Below are 24,494 nucleotides of genomic sequence, written 5' to 3'. Positions count from 1 at the left end.
CGGCGCGCGCGCCGGATGGGACGTCCGAACTCAACTATGTGATCGACAGCAGCGTGGCGCCTGACTATCCGGCGCTGGACGTCCTGCTGAACCATGTGGCCGGGCGCCATCCGGCCGAGGAGCGGGCCACGGTGGTGGCGCTGCCCGCCACAACCATCGAGATGAGCCGGCCCGCGCGCGGCGATAGCGGCGCGCAGCCGGGGCGTCTGCCTCTGGTCCACGTGATGATCCCGTTCGATTTCCGGGATTCGCGGCCGGGCGAACCGGCGCACCGGGGCACCCATGGCTGGATCAACTATGACGGCGGCCTGGACGGCATCCAGCTGGACCTGCCGCCGCTGGATGTGACGCCCACCCACGGCGGCCTCTATCCGCTGAACATCCGCGTCAAGGACCCGCTGTGGCCCGAGCGGGACTTGCTGGACGTCAATGTCTCCATCGAGCCGAACCGGCCCTACAGCCTGTGGCTGGACACCCGCGACCGCATCCTGCCCAACGACGGCAGCCTCTATTTCACCGTGGCGGGCGCCGGCGAGGGCCTGACGGCCGACAGCCTGAACGGCGCGCGCGTGCGTCTGGTGTTCAAGAGCCGCGAGGCCGCCGCCGTCGAGCATGTGGCGGACCGTTTCGAGCAGGTGAGGGACAATCTGTCGTTCCTGGTGGAGGAGCGGCCCCAGAACCGTCGTCTGCGGCTGCATGACCGATACATGCGCGATCTGGAGGACATCCTGCGGGTCGATCCTGATCACGAGCAGGCGCGCTTCCACTGGGCCGAGACCAATCCCGGCCAGCCCTGGCCCGCCTTCGAACAGGCCGAGGCTCCGGCGGGCACCCCCGTCTGGGCTTTCCGCCAGATGGAGCACATGCGGCTGCTGCGCCACTTCATGGAGTGGTGGATCGACAATCGTCAGTCGGAGTACGGCGACTTCGGCGGCGGTCTGTCGGACGACACAGACATGACCAACCAGTGGCCCGGTGCGGCCCTGATGGGCCTGATGCCGGACAAGGTCACGGGTTCGCTGAACCGGATGACGGACGCCATCTATCGTCTGGGCATGGTCACCGACGGCCTGCCCACGATCCGCACGGACGAACTCCACGTCTATGAGGAGGGCCAGAACTCCGACGCCCAGTCCATGTATCTCAACTGGGGCGATCCCACGGTGGTCGACCGGCTGATGACCACGGCGCGCAACTATTCGCGCATCATCGAGCCGAACGCGGCGGGCCACACCCATTTCGTCAGCAACTATTTCAGCGCCACGGACGTGGTGCGCGAGGGCATCTGGGAGTGGTCCAAGCCGCACTCCTATCTGATCCTGCATGCGGCGCTGTTGCTGGGCGAATACAATGGCGATCCCGCCATGCGGTCGCTGGTGACCACCATGTCGGATCACTACCTGGCCCACGGAATACAGGACGCGGAGGGGAACTGGAGCTTCCCGGCCGATATCAACTGGCGCACCGATGAGGCGCGGGGCAGCCTGGAGGCCGGCGACATCGCGCCGTACCAGATGTTCTGGGCCGCCTGGCGCTGGACCGGGGACGACAAGTACCTGGCGCCGCTGGAAGCCCGGGTTCGTGAGCGCGGTCCCGGCCAGCTGGCCATCCTGAACGCCAACACCCTGGACGCGCTGGACCGCCGGGAGGACTGGGGCCAGGCCCTGGTCGAACAGGCGAACGCGCGCGGCGCCTCGGGCTTCCCGCTTTACGCCGCCTGGGAGATGACCGGCGACCGTTCGTATCTGGAGCGGCTGTATGGCGAGGAGGTGCAGCGGGCCAGCCAGCGCATGTTCATGATGACCGAGGGCCACTGGTGGAGCGACCGGGTCGAGGTCTACAGCGAGTTCCTGCAACGGGTGCGGCTGGGCGGCATGGCCCTGCGACGCAACCAGACCTTCCCGGGCCATACGGTCAGCTGGCGGTTCGGCCGGGACGGCGACGCCGAAAACATCGCCATCCTGATGCCGGGCGCCACGCCGGAGCGTTTCACCGTCATCGCCTTCAACGGCTCGGATCGCGAGATCAGCGCCGAGATGACGGGCTGGAACGTCACGCCCGGCCGGTGGACGGTGCGGTCCGGCGCGGACCGGAACGGCGACGACGCCATCGACGGCCGGGGCCAGACCCGGGATGTGACGCTGGAGCGCAGCCGCTCCACCTCGCTGGCCTTCGCGCCGGGCGTCACCACCATCCATGAGTTCTCGCTGGCCGAGGCGTCTGGCGAGGTGGTCCACGACCGACCCGATCTGGCCATCGGTCCGCGCACCACGCGGATCGAGAACGGCGCCCTGCATGTGCAGGTGTTCAACCAGGGCATCCGCGCGGCCCCGGCCGCCACGGTGATCCTGGAGGACGCTTCGGGCCGCGAGATCGCGCGCGGCCGCAGCGAGGCCCTGGCCGCTGCCGACGACCTGACGCCGAAGTCCGCCGAGGTGGTGCTGGGCCTGCCCCCGGGCTTTGTCGCCGAAGGCCATCGGGTGCGGTTGATACCCGACGGTGACGCCGCTGAAGTCACCCTGCTCAACAACGAGGTCCGCCTCTGATCATCCGGCCCGCCCTGTGGACGCAGGGCGGGCCGCACTGTTTCATGGACGGCCTGACCGTCCCGATTGCTGGAGTTTCACCATGTCCATTTCCCGTCGGGCCCTGATGTCCGCCTTCGCCGCCACCACCGCCGTGGCGGGTTTCGCGGGCAAGTCCGCCTTTGCACAGGCTTCGGCCGATCCGGCTGTGCTGGAGGCCATGAAGCGGGCGACGCGGTTCATGGTGGAGGAGGCGGCGGTGAACGGCGGCTATGTCTGGTCGTACCTGCCGGACTTCTCGCGCCGCTGGGGCGAGCTGGAAGCGTCGCCGACGATGATCTGGATCCAGCCGCCGGGCACCGCCACCATGGGGCACCTGTTCCTGGACGCCTATCACGCCACCGGCGACGAGTTCTATTACGAGGCGGCCCAGAGCGCGACGGCCGCCATCATCGGGGCCCAGGTTCCGGCCGGGGGCTGGAACTATGTGCACGACACGGGCGGCGAGGCGGCGGAGCAGCAGTGGTACGACACCGTGGCGGCCAACGCCTGGCGGCTGGAGGAATTCCGCAAGCGCTACGGCAACGGCACCTTCGACGACGCGGGCACCTCGGAGTCGGCGCAGCTGCTGCTGCGGATGTATCTGGAGAAGCGCGACGAGACCTATCGGGGGCCGCTCTACAAGGCCATCGACTTCGTTCTGGACTCCCAGTACCCGAACGGCGGCTGGCCCCAGCGCTTCCCGCTGCCGGAGGATGAGGACGACTACACCCGCTTCATCACCTTCAATGACGACGTGGCCGGGGAGAACCTGGAGTTCCTGATCTTCGCCTATCAGGCGCTGGGCGAGCAGCGCCTGCTGGACCCGATCCGCCGGGGCATGGACATCTTCATCGAGACCCAGCAGCCCATGCCGCAGCCCGGCTGGGGCCTGCAGCACCATGTGCATGACCTGACGCCGGCGCCGGCCCGCAGCATCGAGCCGCGCGCCTTCGCAACCCACACCACGGCGGACAATATCCGCGCCCTGATCGGCTTCTATCGCCTGACCGGGGACCGCAAATATCTGGCGCGCATTCCCGAGGCCATCGACTGGCTGGAGTCCGTCGCCGCGCCGGCCGACATCCGTCCGCCGGGCCGCACCCACCCGACCTTCATCCAGATCGGCAACGGGCGTCCGCTGTACATCCACCGCCGGGGGTCGAACATCACCAACGGCAGCTACTATGCCGACGAGAACCCCAACGACACGGTCATCCACTACGGCTCGTTCCGGGCGGTGGACACCGACGCCCTGCGGGCCGAGTACGAGGCGGCCGCCGCCCTGTCGCCCGAGCAGGCGAGCGCGGGTTCGCCCCTGCTTGCGGAGTCGGGGTCGCGCGAGTTGCCGCGATACTTCACGCTGAAGGATGTGGACGTGTCGGACCTGAACACCCCGGGCTTCGATCCCAATCCGCCGTCGGCGGAGCGGGTGGCGGACCTGATCGGAACGCTCAATGAGCGCGGCTACTGGTCGACCCCGCTGACGACCACCAGCAATCCCTACATCGGGCAAAGCCCCGCCGAGGTGACGCCGGGCGAGTACCGTCTGACCCGGGTGGGCGACCAGTGGGACACCTCGCCCTATGTCACCGATTTCCCGGTCGAGGGCGTGTCCACCAGCGTCTACATCCGCAACATGGGCCAGTTCATCCAGGCCCTGGGCGCGCGCTGACCGGGCGCGATGCAGCGGTGAAAAGAAGAAGGGCGGCGTCGCATGCGACGCCGCCCTTTTCCTTGCCGGAGAGCCGGGCTGACGGTGGTCAGTCCCGGTCTTCCTTGATGTTGTCCACGTGGCCGGCGAGGCCTTCCACGGGGCTGGACAGGGCCGGGTCCTCGGTGATGTCGATGCCCTTGGCCAGCTTGGAGTTCCAGAAGCCGTAGACGCCGTAGATCACCGCGCCGACCAGCGCATAGACCCCGAGGATGGTCAGGGGCAGCGGGTTGTCGTTCATGGCGTGCTGGATCATCGGGGTGAAGTTGAGCCCCGCCAGACCCAGACAGGCCAGGATGCCCAGGGTGGCCGTCACGACGCCGCCGGGCACCCGGAACGGACGCTCCAGCTCCGGGTGACGGATGCGCAGCATGATCACCGAGAAGCAGACGATGGAGAAGGCCAGGGCGGTGCCCAGGGACACAAGGTCGCCGAGGATGCCGATGGGCAGGAACGCCGCTGCGACGGCGATGGCGACGCCCAGCAGGATGGTGCCGATCCACGGGGTGCGGAACTTCCGGTGCACCAGGGCGAAGGCGCGGGGCAGCAGGCCGTCCCGGGCCATGGTGTAGAACACCCGGGTCTGGCCGAAACACAGCACCAGCATGACCGAGGACAGGCCGGTGATCGCGCCGATCTTGATGAGGAAGCTCATCAGGTTCAGCTCGCCGCCGGGCGCGACGGCCAGGGGCACATTGGCCCAGTCCAGCGCCATGCGGTCGATGGCCACGGCGATGGGGGCGGGGCTGGCCAGCTCGAGGAAAGGCACCACGCCGGTCATCACAAGGGCGACGACCATGTAGATGATGGTGCAGACGATCAGGGCGCCGAGGATGCCGATGGGCACGTCCCGGGAGGGATTGCGCGCCTCGGCCGCGGCGGTGGAGACGGCCTCGAAGCCCACATAGGCGAAGAAGATGATGGCCGCGCCGCGGAAGATGCCGCCGACGCCGAACTGGTCCCAGGTGCCGCCCTCGGGGGTCGGCGGGATGACGGGCTGCCAGTTGGCCGGGTTGATGTAGGCCAGGCCCACCGCGACGAAGGTCAGCAGCACCAGCAGCTTGATGATGACGATGACGTTGTTGACGTTGGCGGACTCGCTGACGCCCATGACCAGCAGCAGGCAGACCATGCCGATGCCGATGGCGGCCACCAGATTGAAAGTGCCCGTGGGCTGGAACAGGATCTGGCCGGTGTCCTGCATGACCGCCTGGACCAGCGGGGTGGCGAACTGCGGCGCCGCCTCGGCCCCGACCATGATGGTGGGGAACATCACCCCGAAGTCCGCCAGAATCGAGACGACATAGCCGGACCAGCCGACCGCCACGGTGGAGGCGGCGACGCCGTACTCCAGCACCAGCAGCCAGCCCATGATCCAGGCGAACACCTCGCCCAGGGTGCCGTAGGCGTAGGTGTAGGCGGAGCCGGAGACCGGCATGGTGGAAGCCAGCTCGGCGTAGCAGAGGCCGGCGAGGGCGCAGGCGATGCCCGCCAGCACGAAGGAGAAGATGATGGCCGGGCCGGCGTGGGCCGAGGCCACCTGGCCGGTCAGCACGAAGATGCCCGCCCCGATGATGCAGCCGATGCCCAGGCTGACCAGATTGATGGGCCCCAGGGTGCGCTTCAGTTCGCTTTTCGCGGCTTCTTTCTGAATCTGGGCGATGGATTTCTTCAGGAACAGGCGGTTGCCGGTCCTGGGCGAGGCGTCTGCACTCATGCAGGGTGATGCTCCACGCGGGCGATCCCGATTGACGCCGTTCGCGCTGGACGGGGACGCTATGCCTGGTCCCGTGTTCACGCAATCGTCATTTACGAACGCGGTTCCTTTTCTTTCGTGAGGCGATCGGCGCCCCGGAAAGCCTTGATTCACCGGGGCTGCTCCGTAAGGTCCAGCCAAACAAGGCGCGCTCGTGGGGATGCGACGCCGAAGGGAACGGGAATCAAGATGATCGCTACGACGCCGCCGGGTCAGGCCCGCTGGTCCTCGCGCGCCGCCTTTGTGCTGGCCGCCACCGGGTCCGCCGTAGGGCTGGGCAACCTCTGGCGCTTTCCGACCGAGGCCGGGATGAACGGAGGCGGGGCCTTCGTCTTCTTCTACATTCTGTTCGTGGCCCTGATCGCGGCGCCGCTGCTGCTGTCCGAGACCCTGATCGGCCGCCATGGCCAGCGCTCGACCATTGCCAGCGCGGCCTATCTGGCGCGCCAGTCCGGGGCGAGCCCGGCGTGGAGCGCCCTGGCCATCGTCGGCCTGATCGCCAACACCCTGATCCTGACCTTCTACGGCGTGGTGGCCGGCTGGGTGCTATATTTCGTCTACACCAGCGGCGCAGACCTGCTGGGCGCCATCGTCGGGGGCCAGCCGCTTGCGGGCGCCTATGCCACCGAGTCGGTGGACCACATCCGCACGCTGATGCCCAACCTGTTCGCCAATCCCGTCCTTCTGGTCGGGCTGCAGTTCCTGTTCATGGCCGCCACCACCCTGATCGTGGCGCGCGGGGTCAAGGGCGGGATCGAGGCGGCGGCGGTCTGGCTGATGCCCGCCTTCTTCATCCTGTTGCTGGCCATCACGGTCTATGCGGCGATCACCGGCGATTTCGGCGCGGCGCTGACCTTCCTGTTCACCCCGGACTTCGAGCGGGCCCTGCAGCCGGGCGTGCTGAGCGCGGCCCTGGGACAGGCGTTCTTCTCGCTGAGCCTGGGCGGCGGCGCCATGATCGCCTACGGCGCCTATGCGTCGCGGGACACCAATCTGGGATCGACCAGCGGCATCATCGCCTTCGCCGATTCCGGCGTGGCCATCATCGCCGGCCTGGCCATCTTCCCGATCGTGTTCAGCGTCGGGCTGGAGCCGAACGCCGGCCCGACCCTGATGTTCCAGACCCTGCCAGCGGCCTTCCACGCCATGCCGGGCGGGGCGCTCGTGGGTTTCCTGTTCTTCGTGCTGGCCTTCTTCGCGGCCCTGACCTCCTCGGTCTCCCTGCTGGAGATCTCCGTGGCCTGGGTGACCGAGAAATTCCGCATGTCGCGCTTCAATGCGGCGATGCTGATGGGAATTCTCGTGTTCCTGATCGGCCTGCTGTCGGCCCTGTCTTTCAACCTCCTGGCGGACCAGAGGCCCATCCCGTTCGTGCCGGGCTTCGAGAATGCGAACTGGTTCGACGCCATCGACGGCATGACCTCGCGACTGTTCCTGCCCCTGTCGGGCCTGATCACCGCGATCTTCATCGGCTGGTTCGCGGACCGCAAGCTGGTGAACGCCGAGACCGGGCTGTCCGGGCCGGTGCTGGTCATGTGGCGGTTCCTGATCGCCTGGGTCTGCCCGCTGGCGGTGGCCGCGATCCTGGTGATCGGCCTGTTCCCCGGCCTGCTGGGCTGAGAATGGGCTGTCAGACTCCGGACGTAAAAATCCGTCCAACTTGAGTCTGACTCCGGCGGGCGTGTTCGCCCTTTTTACCGCTCACCCCAGCGAAGGCTGGGGTCCAGATGGCGGACCCGATGCTTCGGGGGGTGGGAGGACGGCCGTCCAGCGACAGAGCCTTATGATCTGGACCCCAGCCTTCGCTGGGGTGAGCGGAGGGGGGATGACAAGGCGCCAGGCGGTGAAGCGCCGGCCTTTGGACTTCCGATGCGAGAAGGAGTCCAACTGTGTAGAGAACGCCCATGTTGCCCATCCATGAGGTTCTCGCGCCGCTGAAGGCGGCGCTGGCCGCGCGCAATGCGGTGGTGTTGTCGGCGCCGCCGGGCGCGGGCAAGACCACGGTCGTGCCGCTGGCGCTGCTGGATCAGCCGTGGCTGGACGGGCGCAAGGTGCTGGTGCTGGAGCCCCGGCGGCTGGCGGCGCGGGCGGCGGCGGAGCGCATGGCCCAGACGCTGGGCGAACCGGCGGGCCAGACCGTGGGCTACCGGACCCGCGCCCAGACGAAGGTCAGCGCCGTCACCCGCATCGAGGTCATCACCGAGGGCGTGTTCACGCGCATGATCCTGTCCGACCCCGGGCTGGAGGGGATCGGGGCGGTGCTGTTCGACGAGTTCCACGAACGCAGTCTGGACGCCGATCTGGGGCTGGCTCTGGCGCGGGAGGCGCAGGGGCTGCTGCGCGACGACCTGCGGCTGCTGGTGATGTCGGCGACGCTGGATCAGGTGGGGATCGCCGCCCTGCTGGACGACGCGCCGGTGATCGATTCGCAGGGGCGCATGTTCCCGGTGGAGACGCGCTATGCGGGCCGCAATCCGGCCGAGCGGATCGAGGACGCCGTGGCCCGCGCGGTGCGGCTGGCCCTGACCGAGGAGACCGGCTCCATGCTGGTGTTCCTGCCGGGGCAGGGGGAGATCCGGCGGGTGCATGAGCGGCTGGCGCCGCTGGAAAACGCGCGGCTGATTCTGGCGCCGCTGTACGGGGCGCTGGACCGGCGGGATCAGGACCGGGCCATCGAGCCGGCGCCGGACGGCGTGCGCAAGATCGTGCTGGCCACCGCCATCGCCGAGACCAGCCTGACCATTCAGGGGGTGCGGGTGGTGATCGACGCGGGGCTGTCGCGGGTTCCGCGCTTTGATCCCGCCAGTGGGCTGACGCGACTGGCCACCGTGCCGGTGAGCCGGTCGTCGGCGGACCAGCGGCGGGGACGGGCGGGACGGACCGAGCCGGGGGTCTGTTACCGCCTGTGGGACGCCGAACAAACCCGGGGCCTGATGCCTCATCAGCGGCCGGAGATTCTGGAGGCGGACCTGACCGGCTTCGCGCTGGATCTGGCGCGGTGGGGGGCGCGGTCGGTGGATGATCTGGCCCTGCTGGACCCGCCGCCGGCGGGCGCCTTTGCAGAGGCGCGGACGGTGCTGACCCGGCTGGGGGCGCTGGACGAGGCGGGCGGGCTGACACCGCACGGGGAACGCATCGCCGCCATCCCCCTGTCGCCGCGACTGGCGCACATGGTCGCCTTCGGGGCGGATGAGGGCGACGCCCTGACCGCCGCGCGGGTCGCGGCCCTGCTCAGCGAGCCGGGTCTGGGCGGGGACGACGCGGATCTTGGCGAGCGGCTGCGGCGGCTGGAGCGGGACGGGTCGTCGCGGGCCAGGGACGCGCGGGCGCTGGCCGACCGCTGGGCGAAGGCGGCGGGCGGCCGCAAGGGGGGCGAGGTTTCGCCGGGTCGTTTGCTGGCCGAGGCGTTTCCGGACCGGATCGCCAAGGCGCGGGGCAAGACGGGGGAGTATCAGCTGGCGTCCGGCCGCGGGGCGTTCGTGGAGCCGACCGATGCGCTGGCCCGGCATACATGGCTGGCGGTGGGCGAGCTGGGCGGGGGGCGTGATGCGCGCGACCGCATCCGGCTGGCCGCGCCGCTGGACGGGGAGACCATCGCGGAGGATTTCGCGCGGCTGCTGAGCGTGGAGGGCCGGCTGGTCGCCGCCCCGTCGGGCCGCCGGGAGGTGCGCCGGGTGACGCGGCTGGGGGCCCTGACGGTGGCCGAGTCCAATCTGGGCGCGCCGGACCGGGCGACCCTGACCGCGGCCCTGATGGGGGAGGTGGAACGGGGCGGGCTGGACGCCCTGCCGTGGGGCGAGGCGGCGCGGGGGCTGCGGTCGCGGCTGGCGTTTTTGCGGGCGCGGGATGAGCGCTGGCCCGACGTTTCGGATGATGCGCTGTGGGCGGCGCGGGCGGACTGGCTGGCGCCGCTGCTGGATCAGGTCTCGTCGCTGAAGGGGGTGCAGCCGGGGGCGCTGCACGACGCCCTGCGCGGGCTGATCCCGTGGGACCTGCACCGGCGGATCGAGGCCGAGGCGCCGGAGCGGTTCACCACCCCGCTGGGGACCGGCGCGGCCATCGACTACGCCGCTGAGGGCGGGCCCCGGGTGGAGGTGCGGGTGCAGGAGCTGTTCGGGATGAAGACCCATCCGGTGGTGGGGGGCGACCGCACGCCCCTGACCCTGGCCCTGCTGTCGCCGGCGCGGCGGCCGATCCAGGTGACGAAGGACCTGCCGGGGTTCTGGGCCGGGTCGTGGGCGGACGTGCGCGCAGACATGCGCGGGCGCTATCCGAAGCATCCCTGGCCCGAGGATCCGGCCAACGCCGACCCCACCAATCGGGTCAAGCCGCGCGGGACGTGAGGCTCAGGGCTGCTCGGCCTTGTCGATCGCCTGGTCAAACGCCCGGGTCGCTGTCTCGAACTTGTCGCGGCAGCCGGGGTTGCAGAAGCCGACGACGTGGCCACGCCAGGTGGTCAGGCTGTCGGCGCTGATCGGCTTGCCGGACCAGGGACAGGTATCGTTGACGGCATCCTTGATGTTGAGGGACATCACGCGGCCTCCTCTCGCGGTTCGCAGCGCACCTCGGTCTTCACCGAATGGGCGATGAAGCAGTGCTCGTGGGCCTGATGGTGCAGGGCGTCCAGCTTTTCGGCCGAGGGGGCGTCGCCCTCGAAGGTCGCGGCGGGGCGCAGGGTGACCACGGTGACCGACAGCTTGCCCTGATCGTTCTTGCCCACGTGGCCTTCGGGCTGGTCCTCATAGCGCATGACCTTGAAGCCGGCCCTGGCGGCCAGGGCCAGGAACCACAGCATGTGGCAACTGGAGATGGAGGCGATGAAGGCCTCCTCGGGGTCCACGGCCGCTTCCAGCGACATGGGGACGGGCACGACCGAAGGGGAGGATGAGGCGACCACCTCGATCCCGCCGTCGAACAGCCAGCGGTGGGCGCGGCTGTAGCGGTTGTCGGTGAAGGGCTCGCCCTGGTTCTCCCAGAGCACGGTCAGGGTGTGGCTGGACATCAGGTTCCCTCGGTTGCGGCATAGACCATGATCCCCGTGGCGATGGCCAGGTTCAGGCTGTCGGCGCGGCCGCGCATGGGGATCTTCACATTGACGTCGCAGGCGGCGGCGAGGCGGTCGGTGAGGCCCGCCTGTTCGTTGCCCATCAGGATCAGGGCGGGATGCTCGACCGGCGCGGCGCGGTAGTCGTGGGTGGCGTCCAGCCGGGTGCCGATGACGCTGCCCGGCCAGGATTCGCGCCATGTCAGGAAAGCGTCGGTGGTGGTCTTCGTGACGCTGACGGCGAAGACCGAGCCCATGGTGGCGCGCACGGCCTCTACGGAATAGGGGTCGCAGCAGTCGTCGATGAGGATGACGCCGCCGGCGCCCGCCGCGTCGCAGGTGCGGATGATGGTGCCCAGATTCCCGGGATCGCGCACCTGCTCCAACGCCACCCAGGCGGGGGCGGCGCGAGGATTGATCTTGTCCAGCGGGGTGAAGACCTGCTGGAAGACCCCCAGAACCGTTTGAGGATTTTCCTTGCGGGAGACCTTCTCGAGGATGGCGCGGTTGACGGTGATGATCTCGCCGCCGCTGGCCGTCGTGGCCTTGATGGCGCGGTCCAGCAGGGGGTGGGGGCGGGCGTCCTGACCCACCAGCAGGGTGCGGGGCGCGCGGTCCAGATCCAGCGCCTCGCCGATGAACTTCAGCCCCTCGGCCAGGAACAGGCCGGACTCGTCGCGGCCCTTGCGGGCGTGCAGGGCGCGGATGGCCTTGACCGTGGGATTGGTCAGGGAGGTGATGACCCGCTCGTTCACGAGGCGCTCCACCGGGAGAAGAAGCTGAGGCCGATCTCGGCGCCGCGCGGGCTCTCTTCGACCAGAGCCAGCTCGCCCCAGTCGATGACGCCGCCGCGCCCCGCCGTGGCCTCGGCCGTCAGGTGGGCCAGCGACAGGCCTGAGATGCGCGCGGCGTAGGCGTTCAGCAGCAGGAAGGAGGCGTCGTCGTCCAGCAGGGCGGCGCAGTCGTGCACCAGCTGCGGCAGGTCTTCGAACAGCCGCCAGACCTCGCCGGTGGGGCCGCGTCCGTATTTGGGCGGGTCCAGAATGACGCCGTGATATTTCGAGCCGCGCCGCACCTCGCGGGCCACGTATTTGCGAGCGTCCTCGACGATCCAGCGGATGGGGCGGTCCTCAAGGCCGGACAGGGCGGCGTTCTCGCGGGCCCAGTTCACCGACTTCTTGGAGGCGTCCACATGGGTGACCTCGGCGCCCGCCGCCGAGCAGGCGAGGCTGGCCACGCCGGTGTAGCCGAACAGGTTCAGGATGCGCGGCTTCTCAAGAGACCGAACCCGCCCATCCAGCCATTCCCAGTTGGCGGCCTGCTCGGGGAAGAAGGCCAGGTGGCGGAAGGGGGTGAAGCGGCTGTTGAAGCGCACCTCGTTCCAGGCCAGCGGGAACAGGTCGACGGCCTTGCCGCGAAAGCTCCAGCGGCCGTCCTCGTCGTCGCCCTCGGGGTCGAACACGGCGTCGGCCTTGTCCCACAGCTCGGGCTGTGCGGGTTTCCAGAAGCACTGGGGTTCCGGGCGGACCACGGTGAAGCGGCCGTAGCGTTCCAGCTTCCTGCCGTCGCCGCTGTCGATCAGGGCGTAGTCGGACCAGCCCGTGGTCCGCAGGGTTTCGGGCGTTGATGCGATCAGGGGGGCCATGGGCGGGGATTAGGCCGTCAGGCGGGCTGTCGTCCAGTGCGGTGATCGTGGGCGGGCTTATCGGGGACGTGGGGAGTCTTGTCCCAGGCGAAGGGCTGGCGGACCAGCCGCCAGAGGGCGTGGACGAAGGCGAGGCTGAGCAGGGACCAGTAGAGGGGGGCTGTCAGCATGTCGCGCAGGCCGTAGGGAACGCCGGCCCGCCGGCACCCGACCCAGGCCGAAAGCCAGCTGGAGGACGCGCCGGCGATCAGCACCAGCACCGCCAGCGGCGGCGTGGCCGGCGCAAGGCCATAGATGAGGGCGCTGATGGTCAGGCCCAGCAGCAGAGCCAGGGCTCCGGCGTGCAGGGCTGCGGCGACCAGCGCCAGGGCGAGTGTCAGGTGCAGGCTGAGCAGTCCCCTCCATCCCAGAGACAGGGGCCGACGCATGTGCACCAGCCAGGTCTGCATAAATCCCTTCAGCCATCGCGTGCGCTGGGGCAGCCATGTGTGGAGATCGCCGGGCGGCGTCTCCCAGGTCGGGGCGGACATCACGCCGAGGCGCCAGCCGCGCCGCCAGAGCCGATAGCCAAGGTCCGCGTCCTCGGTGACGTTCCAGGGGTCCCAGCCGCCGACCTGGCGCAGGACGTCCACCCGGAAATGATTGCTGGTGCCGCCCAGCGGAAAGGGCAGGCCCAGCCGCGCCAGGGCGGGCAGGATGACCTCGAACAGGGCGGCGTATTCGGCGGCGAACTGGCGGTCCAGGAAGGGGCGGCGACGGGCCGGATCGGCGGCCGGACGGATGCGCAGGGGGGCCTGGAGGCAGGCCAGGCGGGGCGGGCCCGAGGCGAACCGCGCCGCCGCCTCGTGCAGCTGGCCGGGATCGGGTTCGTCCTCGGCGTCGTAGACGGTGACCAGACCTCCGGCGACGCGGCTCAGGGCGATGTTGAGGGCGCGGGGCTTGGTCATGGGCGCGCCCGGCGGGGCCACGAGCACCGACAGCCAGTCCGGACGCGGGCAGGCGTGGGCGGCGGCGATGGTTTCCCCATCGTCCGCCTCGATGACCAGAAAACCGCGCAGCCGGTCCGCCGGGTAGTCCAGCCGCGAGAGACGGGCGACGATCTGGGGGATCATGGCAGCCTCATGCCGGAGCGCAGCGACGACGGCGTAGGGCGGCAGGTCTGCGGCCGGAGGGGGGGCGGGTGGCGCGTGCTCGCTGATCGCCACAGCGGCGACGCGCCACAGGCCGGCCGCCAGAAACAGCAGCCACAGCCCATGGATGATCGTCCAGACAAGGGCGTCTGGCGTGGTGATGGCGGCGAGCGCCAGGCCGGTCAGGCCAAGGAGAAGGGCAGTGAATTGTCCGGCGTCCAGTCCGCGCCGTCGGGCGCTCAGCGAAGGCGGGGGCCCCGTCACCGGCAATGGATCGGATCCGTGATGCACGCTTCACTCCCCCTCCCGTCTCCCCGCCGACAGAAAGGCCCGGTTGGCGCGGTGCGTCAAATGCCGCTATTCAGACGCCTCCGTTTCGCGTGAGGCTGATTTGGCAGAGTCATTTACCGCCGCCGCGCCGCGTGCCGGACGCAAGCCCAAGGGCGAGGGGCACGAGCGCCGGGCCGAAATCCTCGAGGCCGCCGAGCGCATCTTCGTGGAGTGCGGCTATGAGGGCGCCACCATCCGCAAGATCGCGGACGAGGTGGGGCTGTCGTCGACCGCGCTCTACATGCACTTTCGCGACAAGAGCGAAATCCTGGCCGAAATCTGCCGAAGCGCCTTCGCGCGGCTGACGGAGGCCACGGCGCGCATCGGGTCCGACCCGGCGCCGGTGGAGGTCCGGCTTCGTCGCATGCTGGAAGCCTATGCCCGGTTCGGGCTGGAGAATCCCAACGCCTACCGCCTGATCTACATGACGCGTCCCGAGGAAGCGCGCGGGGGCGCGGAGGACGTGGCCCGCGAGCTGGGCGCAGGCCTTTACGGCTCCTTTGTCGCTGTCATCGAGGAGACCGGCGGTTCGAACCGCCTGAGGCACGATCCAGCGACCACGGCCCAGATTCTGTGGGCCGGCGTCCACGGCGTGGTCTCCCTGATCATCACCAAGCCCTATCTCGACTGGCAGGCGCCGGATGACCTGGTGGGGGCGATGCTGGACGCCCTGTTCGAGAGCGTGCTGAAGCGATGATCCGGCGCGGGGGGGCGGCGCTGGTGCTGGGGCTGGCGCTCTTCTGTGCGGACGCGGCGCGGGCCGAGAGCTTGCGCATCCTGTCGCTGGACCAGTGCGCGGATCAGTTCGCCCTGGCCCTGGGCGGTCCCGAAGACCAGCTGTTCCTGTCGCCCCGCGCCGACGATCCGGACTCCCATTTGCGGGCGCGGGCCCGGGGACATGCGCGGGTCCGGCCGACGCTGGAGGCGGCGCTGATCGCGCGGCCGGATGTGGTGCTGCGCTACTGGGGCGGGGAGCCCCGCCTGCTGACGGCGCTGGAGCGTCGCGGCGTCACTGTGGTGGACATAGAGGACGCGACCGAGTTCGACGGGGTGCGCGCCAATGTGCGGCGCGTGGCGGAGGCGCTGGGCCGGGAGGATGCGGGGCGCGGCCTGATCGCGGAAATGGACCAACGGCTGGCGCGGGCCGCCGAAGCGGGAGCTTCGGGTTCGGCGCTCTACATGACCGCGGGCGGCTTCACGGCGGGCGAACAGACGCTGGCGGGTGCGGTCCTGCGGGCGGCGGGGCTGCGGCCTCTCTCGCCCAGCCCCTGGTTCGCGCCGCTCAGCGTCGAGCGGCTGCTGCTGGAGCCGCCGGCGAGGTTCGTCCTGGCCTTTTATGAGCAGGTGCGGGCCGACTGGCGTGGGCCGGGGCGGCATCCGGCCCTTCGGCGGTTGATCGACGATCGCGCCATTACCCGTCTGCCCGGGTCAGCGATGGGCTGCCCGGCCTGGTTCGCCGCCGAGGCGGCTGAGTCGCTGGCGGCTCAGGCGGCGCGGCCATGACCCGGCTTTCGGTCTTTCTGATCCTGGCCATCGTGGCGGCGACCGGCCTGGCACTGACCTTTGGGGAGGCGCCCCTGAGCGCGGCCCAGTACCGCCTCGCCTTCACCGAGCCGGCGTCGCTGGAGGGCCAGGTGCTGTGGCAGGTGCGGGCGCCGCGCATCGCCTGCGCCCTGATGGTGGGCGCCGCCCTGGGCCTGTCGGGCGCTGTGCTGCAGGGACTGTTGCGCAATCCGCTGGCGGACCCTGGCGTGCTGGGCGTGTCGGCCGCCGCGGCGCTGGGGGCGGCCTTCGCCATCGTCATGGGCGGCGCGGCCCTGCCGGGCGTGGTGGAGGTGTCGGCCCTGGCGGGCGCCGGGATCGCGGGGGCGGCGCTGGTGATCTTCGCGGCGCGTGTCCGGGCGCCCGAGGCGCTGATCCTGTTCGGCGTGGCCATGTCCAGTTTCGCCGGCGCGGCCACGGCCCTGATCTTCAACCTGTCGCCCTCGCCCATCGCCTCGGCCGAGGTGATGAGCTGGCTGCTGGGGTCGGTGCAGAACCGCAGCTGGTTCGATGTTGTCTGGGTCACGCCGATGGTGCTGGTCTCCAGCCTGCTGGCGGCCTTCGCGGCGCCCGGCCTGCGGATGCTGTCTCTGGGTGAGGAGACGGCGGCGACCTCGGGGCTGTCCATGGGCCGGCTCAGGACCGCCGCCCTGATCGCCGCTGCCCTTGCGGCGGGCGCCGCCACGGCGGTGGCCGGGGTGATCGGATTCGTGGGTCTGGCGGCGCCGCATCTGGTGCGCCGGGCGGTGCGGGGCGATCCCGCCCGGGTTCTGCTGCCCGCCGCCCTGACGGGGGGGCTGATCCTTGTGGCGGCGGATCTGGCGGCGCGGCTGACGCCCACGGATCAGGAGCTGAAACTGGGGGTGTTCACAGCCCTGGTCGGGGCGCCGCTGTTCGCCCTGATCGCCTGGCGCGCAGCACGGGAGTGGCGGCTGTGAGCGCCCTGTCCCTGCACGGCGCCGCCGCCCTGCTGGACGGGCGCGAGGTGCTGTCGGATGTGGATCTGTCGATCCTGCCGGGCGAGGTGGTCGCCCTGACCGGCCCCAATGGCGCGGGCAAGACCAGCGTCATCCGCGCCCTGACCGGCGCCCTGCCGCTGTCGAAGGGCGAGGCGCGGCTGGAGGGACGGCCCCTGACGGCCTTCGGGCCCCGCGACCGGGCCGCGCGCCTGGCCTGGCTGCCGCAGGACCGGCGCATCGCCTGGAACATGCCAGCCGTCGAGGTGGCGGCCCTGGGCGCGCCGTCTCTGTCCGGTCATGCCGCGCGCGACCGGGCCCTGGAGGCGCTGATCGAGATCGACGCGGGTCGGCTGGCCGCGCGGGGGGTGGCCGAGATGTCTGGCGGGGAGCGGGCGCGGGTGCTGTTCGCGCGGTTTCTGGCGACCGAGGCGCCGATCCTGCTGGCCGACGAGCCGGCCGCCGGGCTGGACCCCGACGCCCAGCTGCTGGTCATGGACGTGCTGCGCCGCCGGGCAGAAGCGGGGGCTGCGGTGCTGGTCAGCCTGCACGACCTGTCCCTGGCCGCGCGTCACGCCGATCGGGTGGTGGTGATGGATCGAGGCCGGATCGCCGCGGACGGGGCGCCGCGTGAGGCCCTGGCGCCGGAGGTCATGGCGACGGTGTTCGGCGTCGGCGCCCGCTGGCTGGAGACGCCGCAGGGGCCGGTGCTGAACAGCTGGCGGCTCTGAGCGTCAGAGGCTAAAGCGATGCCATGACCACGAACACTTCAGGCCTCACCCAGCTCGGCGGCGATGTACGGGGCTTCGACAGCCCCGAACAGGCCGTTCTGGAGCGCGTGCCCAATCCGCACGCCGACACCCTCTATCTGGCGCGCTTCACCGCCCCGGAGTTCACCAGCCTGTGCCCGGTGACGGCCCAGCCGGACTTCGCCCATCTGGTGATCGACTATGCACCGGGGGAATGGCTCGTCGAATCAAAGAGTTTGAAGATGTATCTGACGTCGTTCCGCAACCACGGCGCGTTCCATGAGGACTGCACCGTGGCCATCGGCAAGCGGCTGGCGGACCTGCTGGCGCCCAGGTGGCTGAGGATCGGCGGCTACTGGTACCCGCGCGGGGGCATCCCCATCGACGTGTTCTGGCAGACCGGCCCGGCGCCCGAGGGGCTGTGGTTGCCCGATCAGGGCGTGCCGACCTACCGCGGCCGGGGCTGACGCTTCCATGAGCGAGGCCCGGCGTCTGCCGCTGGAGGTCTGGGGCCGGCACTGGTTGGGCCGCCTTCAGCAATGGACCGACCGGCGGCGCACGACCCGCTGGGGCTTCGAATTCCTGATGTTCGGGATCAAGCAGGGCTGGGCCTGCCTGTTCGGCGGGCTGATGCTGGCGCTGCTGGTGGGGACGCACCTGTTCTATCCCGATGACGCGCCGCTGGCCCGGTATGATTTTCTGGTCATCGGGGCGGTGGCGATCCAGGCGGCCATGCTGCTGCTGAAGCTGGAGAGCTGGGACGAGGCCAGGGTGATCCTGGTCTTCCATGTGGTCGGCACCATCATGGAGCTGTTCAAGACGGCGGCGGGATCATGGATCTACCCCGAGCCCAGCCTGCTGCGGATCGGCGAGGTGCCGCTGTTCTCGGGCTTCATGTATGCGGCGGTGGGCAGCTATATCGCGCGGGTCTGGCGCATCTTCGACTTCCGCTACACGGCCTATCCGCCGGTCTGGACCACCTGGCTGCTGGCGGCGGGGATCTATGTGAATTTCTTCGCCCATCACTGGGTGATGGATGTGCGCTGGGGCCTGTTCGCTGTGACCGCGCTGCTGTTCCTGAGAACGCGCATCCATTTCACGCCGGACCGGAAGCGGCGCTGGATGCCGCTGCTGCTCGGGTTCCTGCTGGTGGCGCTGTTCATCTGGTTCGCCGAGAACCTCGGCACCTTCTCGCGGGCCTGGATCTATCCGGACCAGGCCGAGGGATGGTCGCCGGTGTCCCTGGCCAAGATGGGCAGCTGGTATCTGCTGATGATCATCAGCTTTGTGCTGGTGTCGCTGGTGCGCCGGCCGGAGCCGGAAGCTCCGATGACGCGGATTTAATCGGCCCCGTTCCGGTTTCGATGGTCGGGCGGTGCGCGGCGCGATAAGCTTTGGCTGAAAAGGGAGGCTGCCTATGGGTTTGTCCGTATTTGCGATCGTTGTGGTGGTCATGGCCATCGCCCTGGCGTTCAGCGTCATCAAGATCGTGCCCCAGGGGCGCGAGTTCACCGTCGAGCGGTTCGGGAAATACACCCGCACCCTGAGCCCCGGCATCAGCTTCCTGACGCCCTTCGTCGAGGGCATCGGGCGGCGCATGAACATGATGGAACAGGTCCTGGACGTGCCCCAGCAGGAGGTCATCACCAAGGACAACGCCATGGTGAAGGTGGACGCCATCGTCTTCATCCAGGTGATGAGCGCCTCGGCGGCGGCCTATCGGGTCGATGATCTGAACTACGCCATCACCCAGCTGTGCTCGACCAACCTGCGGACGGTGGTGGGCTCCATGGAGCTGGACGAGGTGCTGTTCCAGCGCGACAGCATCAACTCGCGCCTTCTGACCGTGATCGATGCGGCCACCGAGCCGTGGGGCGTCAAGGTCAACCGGATCGAGATCAAGGACCTGACCCCGCCGGTGGACATCACCAACGCCATGGCCCGCCAGATGAAGGCCGAGCGCGAGCGGCGCGCCATCATCACCGAGGCTGACGGCGAGAAGCAGGCCGCCATCGCCCGGGCCGAGGGCGCCAAACAGGCCGCCATCCTCGAGGCCGAGGGCCGCAAGGAAGCCGCCTTCCGCGACGCCGAGGCCCGCGAGCGGGAAGCCGAGGCCGAGGCCCGCGCCACCGCCATGGTGTCCCAGGCCATCGCGGCGGGCGACGTCAACGCCATCAACTACTTCGTCGCGCAGAAATACGTGGAGGCCTTCGCCGAGCTGGCTCGCAGCCCGAACCAGAAGACCGTCATCGTGCCCGCCGAAATGGGCGGACTGGTCGGCACCATCGCCGGCCTGGGCGAACTGGTCGGCCTGGCCAGGGAGCAGCAGCAGGACCGCCGGGACGACCGTCAGGCGGCTCGTCCGGCCGCGCGGCCGACCACCACGAACTCGCCCCCGCCGACCCAGACCGCCCCGCGCCGTCCGCGCGGGTCGGTCCCCGGCACGGAGTAGGCCATGGACTGGCTGATCGACCTCTATTCGGCCCAGCCGTTCTGGATCTGGCTGGCCATCGGGGTGGCGTTGCTGGCCATCGAGGTCAGCATGACCACCGAATGGCTGTTGTGGCCCGCCGCCGCCGCCGGGGTGGTGGCGGTGCTGACCGCCCTGGGTCTGCCGCTGGGCTGGACGGGGGAATTGATCGTGTTCGCCCTGCTGACGGTGGTGTTCACCGTCCTGGCGCGGCGACTCATCAAGCGGATCAACCCGGGCGATGCGGCCGACATCAACGACCGCGACAGCCGGCTGGTTGGCCACCGCGCCCAGGTGGTCCAGGCCTTCGCCGAGGGCCGCGGCCGGGTGTTCATCTCGGGGTCGGAATGGGCGGCCGAGATCGAGGGTGAGGCGCCGATGGTGGGCGAGAGCGTGGTGGTCGAGTCGGTCAGCGGGTCGCGCCTGAAGGTGCGGGTGGGCTAGTCTGGCCGGGCGCTAGCCTTTCAGCTCATCCACGCCCCGGTTGGCCAGGGCGTCGGCGCGCTCGTTCCACTCGTGGCCGGCGTGGCCCTTGACCCAGCGCCAGCGCACGTCGTGGCGGGCGCGGGCGGCGTCGAGGCGCTTCCACAGGTCCTCGTTCTTGACCGGCTTCCTGTCCGCCGTCTTCCAGCCGCGGGCCTTCCAGCCGTGAATCCACTGCTCGATGCCCTGCATGACGTATTTGCTGTCGGTGTGCAGCTCGACCTTGCAGGGGCGCGTCAGGGCCTCCAGCGCCTGGATGGCGGCCATCAGCTCCATGCGGTTGTTGGTGGTCAGCTTCTCGCCGCCCCACAGCTCTTTCTCACGCTCGCCCCAGTGCATCACCGCCCCCCAGCCGCCGGGACCGGGGTTGCCGCGACAGGCGCCGTCGGTGTGGATGATGACGTGGGACAAGGGCGGCTCGCGGAATGTTATAACGTGTGTTATATAGGAGGACGCAAAGGAGACCAGTCGCATGATTCCGCTGAAGCTGACCCAGGTGGGCAACTCCATCGGTGCTGTTTTCCCCAAGGAGGCCCTGCACGAACTGCGGGCCGCCAAGGGTGACACGCTTTACCTGACCCGCGCACCTGACGGCTCCCTGCGGATCTCCGCCTATGACGACAATGTCCAGCGTCAGATCGATCTGGGCGAGCAACTCATGGATGAACACCGCGAGGTCTTCCGGGCCTTGGCCAAGTGAGCGAGCGCGAGCCGGTCTGGCTGGAGAAGCAGGCCTTGATTGTCTTGCATGATCGGACACTGGCCTTGCATGGTGGCCCGAGCGGCGTCAGGGATGAGGGCCTCCTCGAATCCGCGTTGCAACGCCCCCGAAATCGCTTCCATTACGAGGGCAAGACAGACATCTGCATTCTGGCGGCGACCTATGCGGTCGGCGTTGCGTCCAACCATCCGTTTGTGGATGGCAACAAGCGGGCCGCCTTTCAGGCGATGATCCTGTTCCTGGCCCTGAACGGGCGGCCCTTGCGCGCTGACAAGGTTAAAGCCATTCGCACCATGCTGTCCGTCGCGGCCAGCGAAATCGGGATTGATGATCTCGCCGACTGGCTGCGACGGAGCACGGCCGGCTGACTACGCCGGGTCGGCTTCCAGGCGCATGTCCAGATAGGCGCCGACGCGGCGTTCCACGGCGGGGAGATGGTCCTGCCAGAAGTGGGTGGCGCCCTCTTCCAGCTCGTAGTCGATGGTGATGCCCTTCTGGGTGCGCAGCTTGTTGACCACGCGCTCCACCTCGACCGGCGGCACGATGGTGTCGGCCGTGCCGTGCAGGAACAGGCCGGAGGCCGGGCAGGGGGCGAGGAAGCTGAAGTCGTAGATGTTGGTGGGCGGCGACACCGAGATGAAGCCGTCCGTCTCGGGCCGGCGCATCAGCAGCTGCATGCCGATGTAGGCGCCGAACTGGTAGCCGGCGACCCAAGTCTGGCTGGCGGCGGGGTTCTCGGTCTGGAGCCAGTCCAGGGCGGTGGCCGCGTCGGCCAGTTCGCCGATGCCGGAATCGAACTCGCCCTGGGACTTGCCCACGCCGCGCGAGTTGTACCGCAGGGTGGCGAAGCCGCGCTTCTGGAACAGCTGATACAGGTGCACCGCCACCGGATTGTTCATGTGCCCGCCCGCCTTGGGGTGCGGATGCAGGATCAGGGCGATGGGCGCGTTCTCGCGCTTGCCGGGGGAATAGCGGGCCTCGATGCGACCGGAGGCGCCGCTCAGGATGACTTCAGGCATGAATCTGGTGGAATCCCGTCTTCAACTGTCGTTTCGCAGCTGCGTAATACTTGACCATGGGGGTAGGACTTTATATCTCCACCCCACGCGCCATGGCCCATGAAGCCGCGGGTTCTAGCACAGGAGCCCCGAAAAGCGCGCGATTTCTTGAGGTGCGCGATGCGACTTTCGACAAAGGGACGATACGCCGTGATGGCCATGGCCGATCTGGCCCGCCACGGGCGTGAGCGCGCCGTGTCCCTGGCGGAGATCGCCGCGCGGCAGGAAATCTCCCTCAGCTATCTGGAACAACTGTTCGCGCGCCTGCGCCGGGCCGGGCTGGTCAAGAGCGTGCGGGGGCCGGGCGGCGGATACCGCCTGTCGTCGGCGTCGTCGGAAATCATGGTGTCGGACATCGTTCTGGCGGTGGACGAGCCGATCCGGGCCACGCGCTGTGCGGTGCAGGGCTCGCCCAAGGGCTGCATGATCGGCGGCGAACGCTGCATCACTCATGACCTGTGGGCCGGGCTGGGGGACGAGATCCACCGCTATCTGTCCAGCGTCAGCCTCGAGGACGTGGTCATGCGCCGGACGCGCCGTTCCGCGCCGCTGGATGCGCGCGAGGGGGTGGCGGCGTGAGCATCTACCTGGATTACAATTCGACGGCGCTGGTGCGGCCGCAGGTGCGGGCGATCATGGCCGAGGTGCTGGCCGAGGGGGGCAATCCCAATGCGGTGCATGCCTTGGGCCGGCGCGCCCGCTCGCGCATCGAGACGGCGCGGGCCCAGGTGGCGGCGCTGGTCGGCGCCGATCCGACGGCGGTGGTGTTCTCCAGCGGCGGGACCGAGGCCAACGCCCAAGGCATCGCCAGCGCCATCGCGGCGGGCTGCGAGCGGCTGATCGTGTCGGCCACCGAGCATCCGTGCGTGGCCGAGGCGGCGACGGCCAGCGGCGTTCCGGTGGAGGTTCTGCCGGTGGACGGGAACGGCGTAGTCGATCTGGACTGGCTGGCCGGGGCGCTGCAGCGGCAGGGCCGGGCGGCGGTCGCGATCCATCATGCGAACAACGAGAGCGGCGTGATCCAGCCCATCGCCGAGGCCGCCGCGCTGGTGCGGGCGGCTGGCGGCTGGCTGCACGTGGACGCCATCCAGTCGGCGGGCAAGATCGCCGTGGACATGCGGGCGCTGGACGCGGACACCCTGACCCTGTCGGGGCACAAGCTGGGCGCGGCGCAGGGGTCCGGCGCTCTGGTCGGGCGCGAGGGTTTGACCCTGGTGCGCATCCTGCACGGCGCCGGGCAGGAGCGCGGCCTGCGCGCGGGCACCGAGAACACGGCGGGCATCGCCGGCTTCGGCGCCGCGGCCGAGATCGCCGGCGGCGAGCTGGCGCAAGCGGCGCATCATGCAAGCTGGCGCGACGCGGCGGCCGAGCGGGTCAAGGCGGCGGGCGCGGCCGTGGTCGGCGAGGCGGTGGAGCGCCTGCCCAACACCCTGTTCCTGGCGGTGGAGGGCTGGGACAGCCCGCAACAGCTGATCGGGCTGGATCTGGCGGGCGTGATGGTCTCGGCGGGCAGCGCCTGTTCCTCGGGCAAGACCAAGCCGTCCAAGACGCTGGTCGCCATGGGGCTGGACCGTCTGGCCACGGGCGCGGTGCGCGCCTCGGGCGGCTGGGGCACGCAGGAATCCGACTGGACGCGGTTCGCGGACGTGTGGACCGCCGCATTTGAAAAGCATGTCGCGCGCCTGAGTGTGCGCGCGAAGGAAGTCGCGTAAATGGCTGCAGTTAAAGAGACAATCGACACGGTTGCGGAGCTGGAGCGGTACAAGCACGGCTTCACCTCCGACATCGAGCAGGAGTTTGCGCCAAAGGGGCTGAACACCGACATCGTGCGCTTCATCTCGGAGAAGAAGGGCGAGCCCGAGTGGATGCTGGAATGGCGTCTGGCCGCCTATGAGCGGTGGCTGGCCATGGAGGAGCCCACCTGGTCGTCGGTGCGCTACCAGCCCATCGACTATCAGGACCTGTACTACTACGCCGCGCCCAAGAAGAAGGACGGGCCCAAGTCGCTGGACGAGGTCGATCCGGAACTGCTGGCCGTCTACGAAAAGCTGGGCATTCCGCTGGGGGAGCAGGCGGTTCTGGCCGGGGTCGAGGGCGCGCCGCGCTATGCGGTGGACGCGGTGTTCGACTCCGTCAGCGTGGTCACCACCTTCAAGGAGGAGCTGAAGAAGGCCGGCGTGATCTTCATGCCGATCTCCGAGGCCCTGCGCGAACATCCGGAGCTGGTGCGCCAGTATCTGGGCTCGGTGGTGCCGGTGTCGGACAACTATTTCGCGGCCCTGAACAGCGCGGTCTTTTCGGACGGCTCGTTCGTCTATGTGCCGCCGGGGGT

24 protein-coding genes and 1 pseudogene are annotated in these 24,494 nt (G+C 69.5%); 17 read left to right on the top strand and 8 right to left on the bottom strand.

All coding sequences use genetic code 11. From position 1 onward, the window contains the following. On the top strand, positions 1-2,546 hold a 2,546-nt coding region (locus C0461_RS07420), incomplete at its 5' end, for a LamG domain-containing protein (protein WP_292105299.1). 82 nt (positions 2,547-2,628) lie between these two features. Continuing rightward, positions 2,629-4,239: a pectate lyase gene (locus tag C0461_RS07415; RefSeq protein WP_292105297.1), complete on the top strand. Its 1,611-nt coding sequence runs from the start codon at positions 2,629-2,631 to the stop codon at positions 4,237-4,239. Positions 4,240-4,327: 88 nt separating this feature from the next. Here C0461_RS07415 and C0461_RS07410 read toward each other — a convergent pair whose 3' ends face one another. Continuing rightward, complete coding sequence (locus tag C0461_RS07410) at positions 4,328-5,995, bottom strand: amino acid permease (protein ID WP_292105295.1); 1,668 nt, start codon at positions 5,993-5,995, stop codon at positions 4,328-4,330. Between the two features lie 228 nt (positions 5,996-6,223). Between C0461_RS07410 and C0461_RS07405 the strand changes: the two genes are divergently transcribed. Both C0461_RS07405 and hrpB read left to right on the top strand, forming a co-directional pair. After that, on the top strand, positions 6,224-7,654 hold the full coding sequence (locus tag C0461_RS07405) for a sodium-dependent transporter (protein WP_292105293.1): 1,431 nt from the start codon (positions 6,224-6,226) through the stop codon (positions 7,652-7,654). Positions 7,655-7,938: 284 nt separating this feature from the next. Continuing rightward, a complete protein-coding gene (hrpB, locus tag C0461_RS07400) occupies positions 7,939-10,377 on the top strand; it encodes an ATP-dependent helicase HrpB (protein ID WP_292105292.1) in 2,439 nt (812 codons plus the stop codon). Positions 10,378-10,380: 3 nt separating this feature from the next. On the opposite strand, the gene C0461_RS07395 is transcribed toward hrpB, so the two are convergent. Genes C0461_RS07395 through C0461_RS07375 form a run of 5 tightly spaced genes read right to left on the bottom strand, consistent with a single transcriptional unit; the run spans position 10,381 to position 14,144 of the window. Then, complete coding sequence (locus C0461_RS07395) at positions 10,381-10,566, bottom strand: glutathione S-transferase (RefSeq protein WP_292105290.1); 186 nt, start codon at positions 10,564-10,566, stop codon at positions 10,381-10,383. Next, on the bottom strand, positions 10,566-11,036 hold the full coding sequence (locus tag C0461_RS07390) for an OsmC family protein (protein WP_292105288.1): 471 nt from the start codon (positions 11,034-11,036) through the stop codon (positions 10,566-10,568). The genes C0461_RS07395 and C0461_RS07390 overlap by 1 nt, the downstream gene beginning before the upstream one ends. Next, entirely contained in the window at positions 11,036-11,833 is a 798-nt protein-coding gene (locus C0461_RS07385; RefSeq protein WP_292105287.1) for an RNA methyltransferase, read from the bottom strand. The genes C0461_RS07390 and C0461_RS07385 overlap by 1 nt, the downstream gene beginning before the upstream one ends. Next, positions 11,830-12,723, bottom strand: coding sequence for a class I SAM-dependent methyltransferase (locus C0461_RS07380; protein WP_292105285.1), 894 nt, complete (start codon positions 12,721-12,723; stop codon positions 11,830-11,832). Before C0461_RS07380 ends, C0461_RS07385 begins: the two co-directional genes overlap by 4 nt. 17 nt (positions 12,724-12,740) lie before the next feature. Further along, positions 12,741-14,144, bottom strand: coding sequence for a glycosyltransferase family 2 protein (locus C0461_RS07375; RefSeq protein ID WP_292105284.1), 1,404 nt, complete (start codon positions 14,142-14,144; stop codon positions 12,741-12,743). 100 nt (positions 14,145-14,244) lie between these two features. Between C0461_RS07375 and C0461_RS07370 the strand changes: the two genes are divergently transcribed. The 8 genes from C0461_RS07370 (at position 14,245) to C0461_RS07335 (ending at position 20,344) form a co-directional block, all read left to right on the top strand. Then, a complete protein-coding gene (locus tag C0461_RS07370; protein WP_292105282.1) occupies positions 14,245-14,880 on the top strand; it encodes a TetR/AcrR family transcriptional regulator in 636 nt (211 codons plus the stop codon). Further along, on the top strand, positions 14,877-15,686 hold the full coding sequence (locus C0461_RS07365; protein ID WP_292105280.1) for an ABC transporter substrate-binding protein: 810 nt from the start codon (positions 14,877-14,879) through the stop codon (positions 15,684-15,686). The genes C0461_RS07370 and C0461_RS07365 overlap by 4 nt, the downstream gene beginning before the upstream one ends. Then, a complete protein-coding gene (locus C0461_RS07360) occupies positions 15,683-16,663 on the top strand; it encodes an iron ABC transporter permease (protein ID WP_292105279.1) in 981 nt (326 codons plus the stop codon). Before C0461_RS07365 ends, C0461_RS07360 begins: the two co-directional genes overlap by 4 nt. Next, positions 16,660-17,412, top strand: coding sequence for an ABC transporter ATP-binding protein (locus tag C0461_RS07355; protein WP_292105277.1), 753 nt, complete (start codon positions 16,660-16,662; stop codon positions 17,410-17,412). The genes C0461_RS07360 and C0461_RS07355 overlap by 4 nt, the downstream gene beginning before the upstream one ends. Before the next feature lie 23 nt (positions 17,413-17,435). Beyond that, complete coding sequence (queF, locus tag C0461_RS07350; RefSeq protein ID WP_292105275.1) at positions 17,436-17,897, top strand: preQ(1) synthase; 462 nt, start codon at positions 17,436-17,438, stop codon at positions 17,895-17,897. A gap of 7 nt (positions 17,898-17,904) precedes the next feature. Next, positions 17,905-18,774: a DUF817 domain-containing protein gene (locus tag C0461_RS07345; protein ID WP_292105273.1), complete on the top strand. Its 870-nt coding sequence runs from the start codon at positions 17,905-17,907 to the stop codon at positions 18,772-18,774. 109 nt (positions 18,775-18,883) lie between these two features. After that, positions 18,884-19,882 carry an SPFH domain-containing protein gene (locus C0461_RS07340; RefSeq protein ID WP_292105301.1) on the top strand — a complete coding sequence of 333 codons (999 nt, stop codon included), beginning with the start codon at positions 18,884-18,886 and terminating at the stop codon, positions 19,880-19,882. A 3-nt stretch (positions 19,883-19,885) separates the two neighbouring features. Continuing rightward, entirely contained in the window at positions 19,886-20,344 is a 459-nt protein-coding gene (locus C0461_RS07335; protein ID WP_292105271.1) for an NfeD family protein, read from the top strand. A gap of 12 nt (positions 20,345-20,356) precedes the next feature. Here C0461_RS07335 and rnhA read toward each other — a convergent pair whose 3' ends face one another. Further along, the gene (gene rnhA / locus C0461_RS07330) at positions 20,357-20,794 is read right to left on the bottom strand and encodes a ribonuclease HI (RefSeq protein ID WP_292105268.1); all 438 of its coding nucleotides are present in this window, start codon (positions 20,792-20,794) and stop codon (positions 20,357-20,359) included. A 61-nt stretch (positions 20,795-20,855) separates the two neighbouring features. Here rnhA and C0461_RS07325 point away from each other — a divergent pair, with 61 nt between their 5' ends. After that, positions 20,856-21,083, top strand: coding sequence for an AbrB/MazE/SpoVT family DNA-binding domain-containing protein (locus C0461_RS07325; RefSeq protein ID WP_292105267.1), 228 nt, complete (start codon positions 20,856-20,858; stop codon positions 21,081-21,083). Then, entirely contained in the window at positions 21,080-21,472 is a 393-nt protein-coding gene (locus tag C0461_RS07320; protein ID WP_292105266.1) for a type II toxin-antitoxin system death-on-curing family toxin, read from the top strand. The genes C0461_RS07325 and C0461_RS07320 overlap by 4 nt, the downstream gene beginning before the upstream one ends. Here C0461_RS07320 and C0461_RS07315 read toward each other — a convergent pair whose 3' ends face one another. Beyond that, positions 21,473-22,123 (bottom strand): alpha/beta hydrolase, encoded by a 651-nt coding sequence (locus C0461_RS07315; RefSeq protein WP_292105265.1) that lies wholly within the window; start codon positions 22,121-22,123, stop codon positions 21,473-21,475. Between the two features lie 159 nt (positions 22,124-22,282). On the opposite strand from C0461_RS07315, the gene C0461_RS07310 reads away from it, so the two are divergent. From C0461_RS07310 to C0461_RS07300, 3 genes and pseudogenes are all read left to right on the top strand, one after another. Beyond that, complete coding sequence (locus tag C0461_RS07310; RefSeq protein ID WP_292105264.1) at positions 22,283-22,741, top strand: Rrf2 family transcriptional regulator; 459 nt, start codon at positions 22,283-22,285, stop codon at positions 22,739-22,741. After that, a complete protein-coding gene (locus C0461_RS07305) occupies positions 22,738-23,874 on the top strand; it encodes a cysteine desulfurase family protein (protein ID WP_292105262.1) in 1,137 nt (378 codons plus the stop codon). The genes C0461_RS07310 and C0461_RS07305 overlap by 4 nt, the downstream gene beginning before the upstream one ends. Further along, positions 23,875-24,494, top strand: a pseudogene (locus tag C0461_RS07300) (Fe-S cluster assembly protein SufB); the annotation flags it as partial.

This window comes from Brevundimonas sp. (assembly GCF_013823285.1).
In the GTDB taxonomy this organism is placed as follows: Bacteria; Pseudomonadota; Alphaproteobacteria; order Caulobacterales; family Caulobacteraceae; genus Brevundimonas.
Note: the sequence above shows the minus strand (reverse complement) of the source record. Positions and strands in the feature narration are given on the sequence as shown.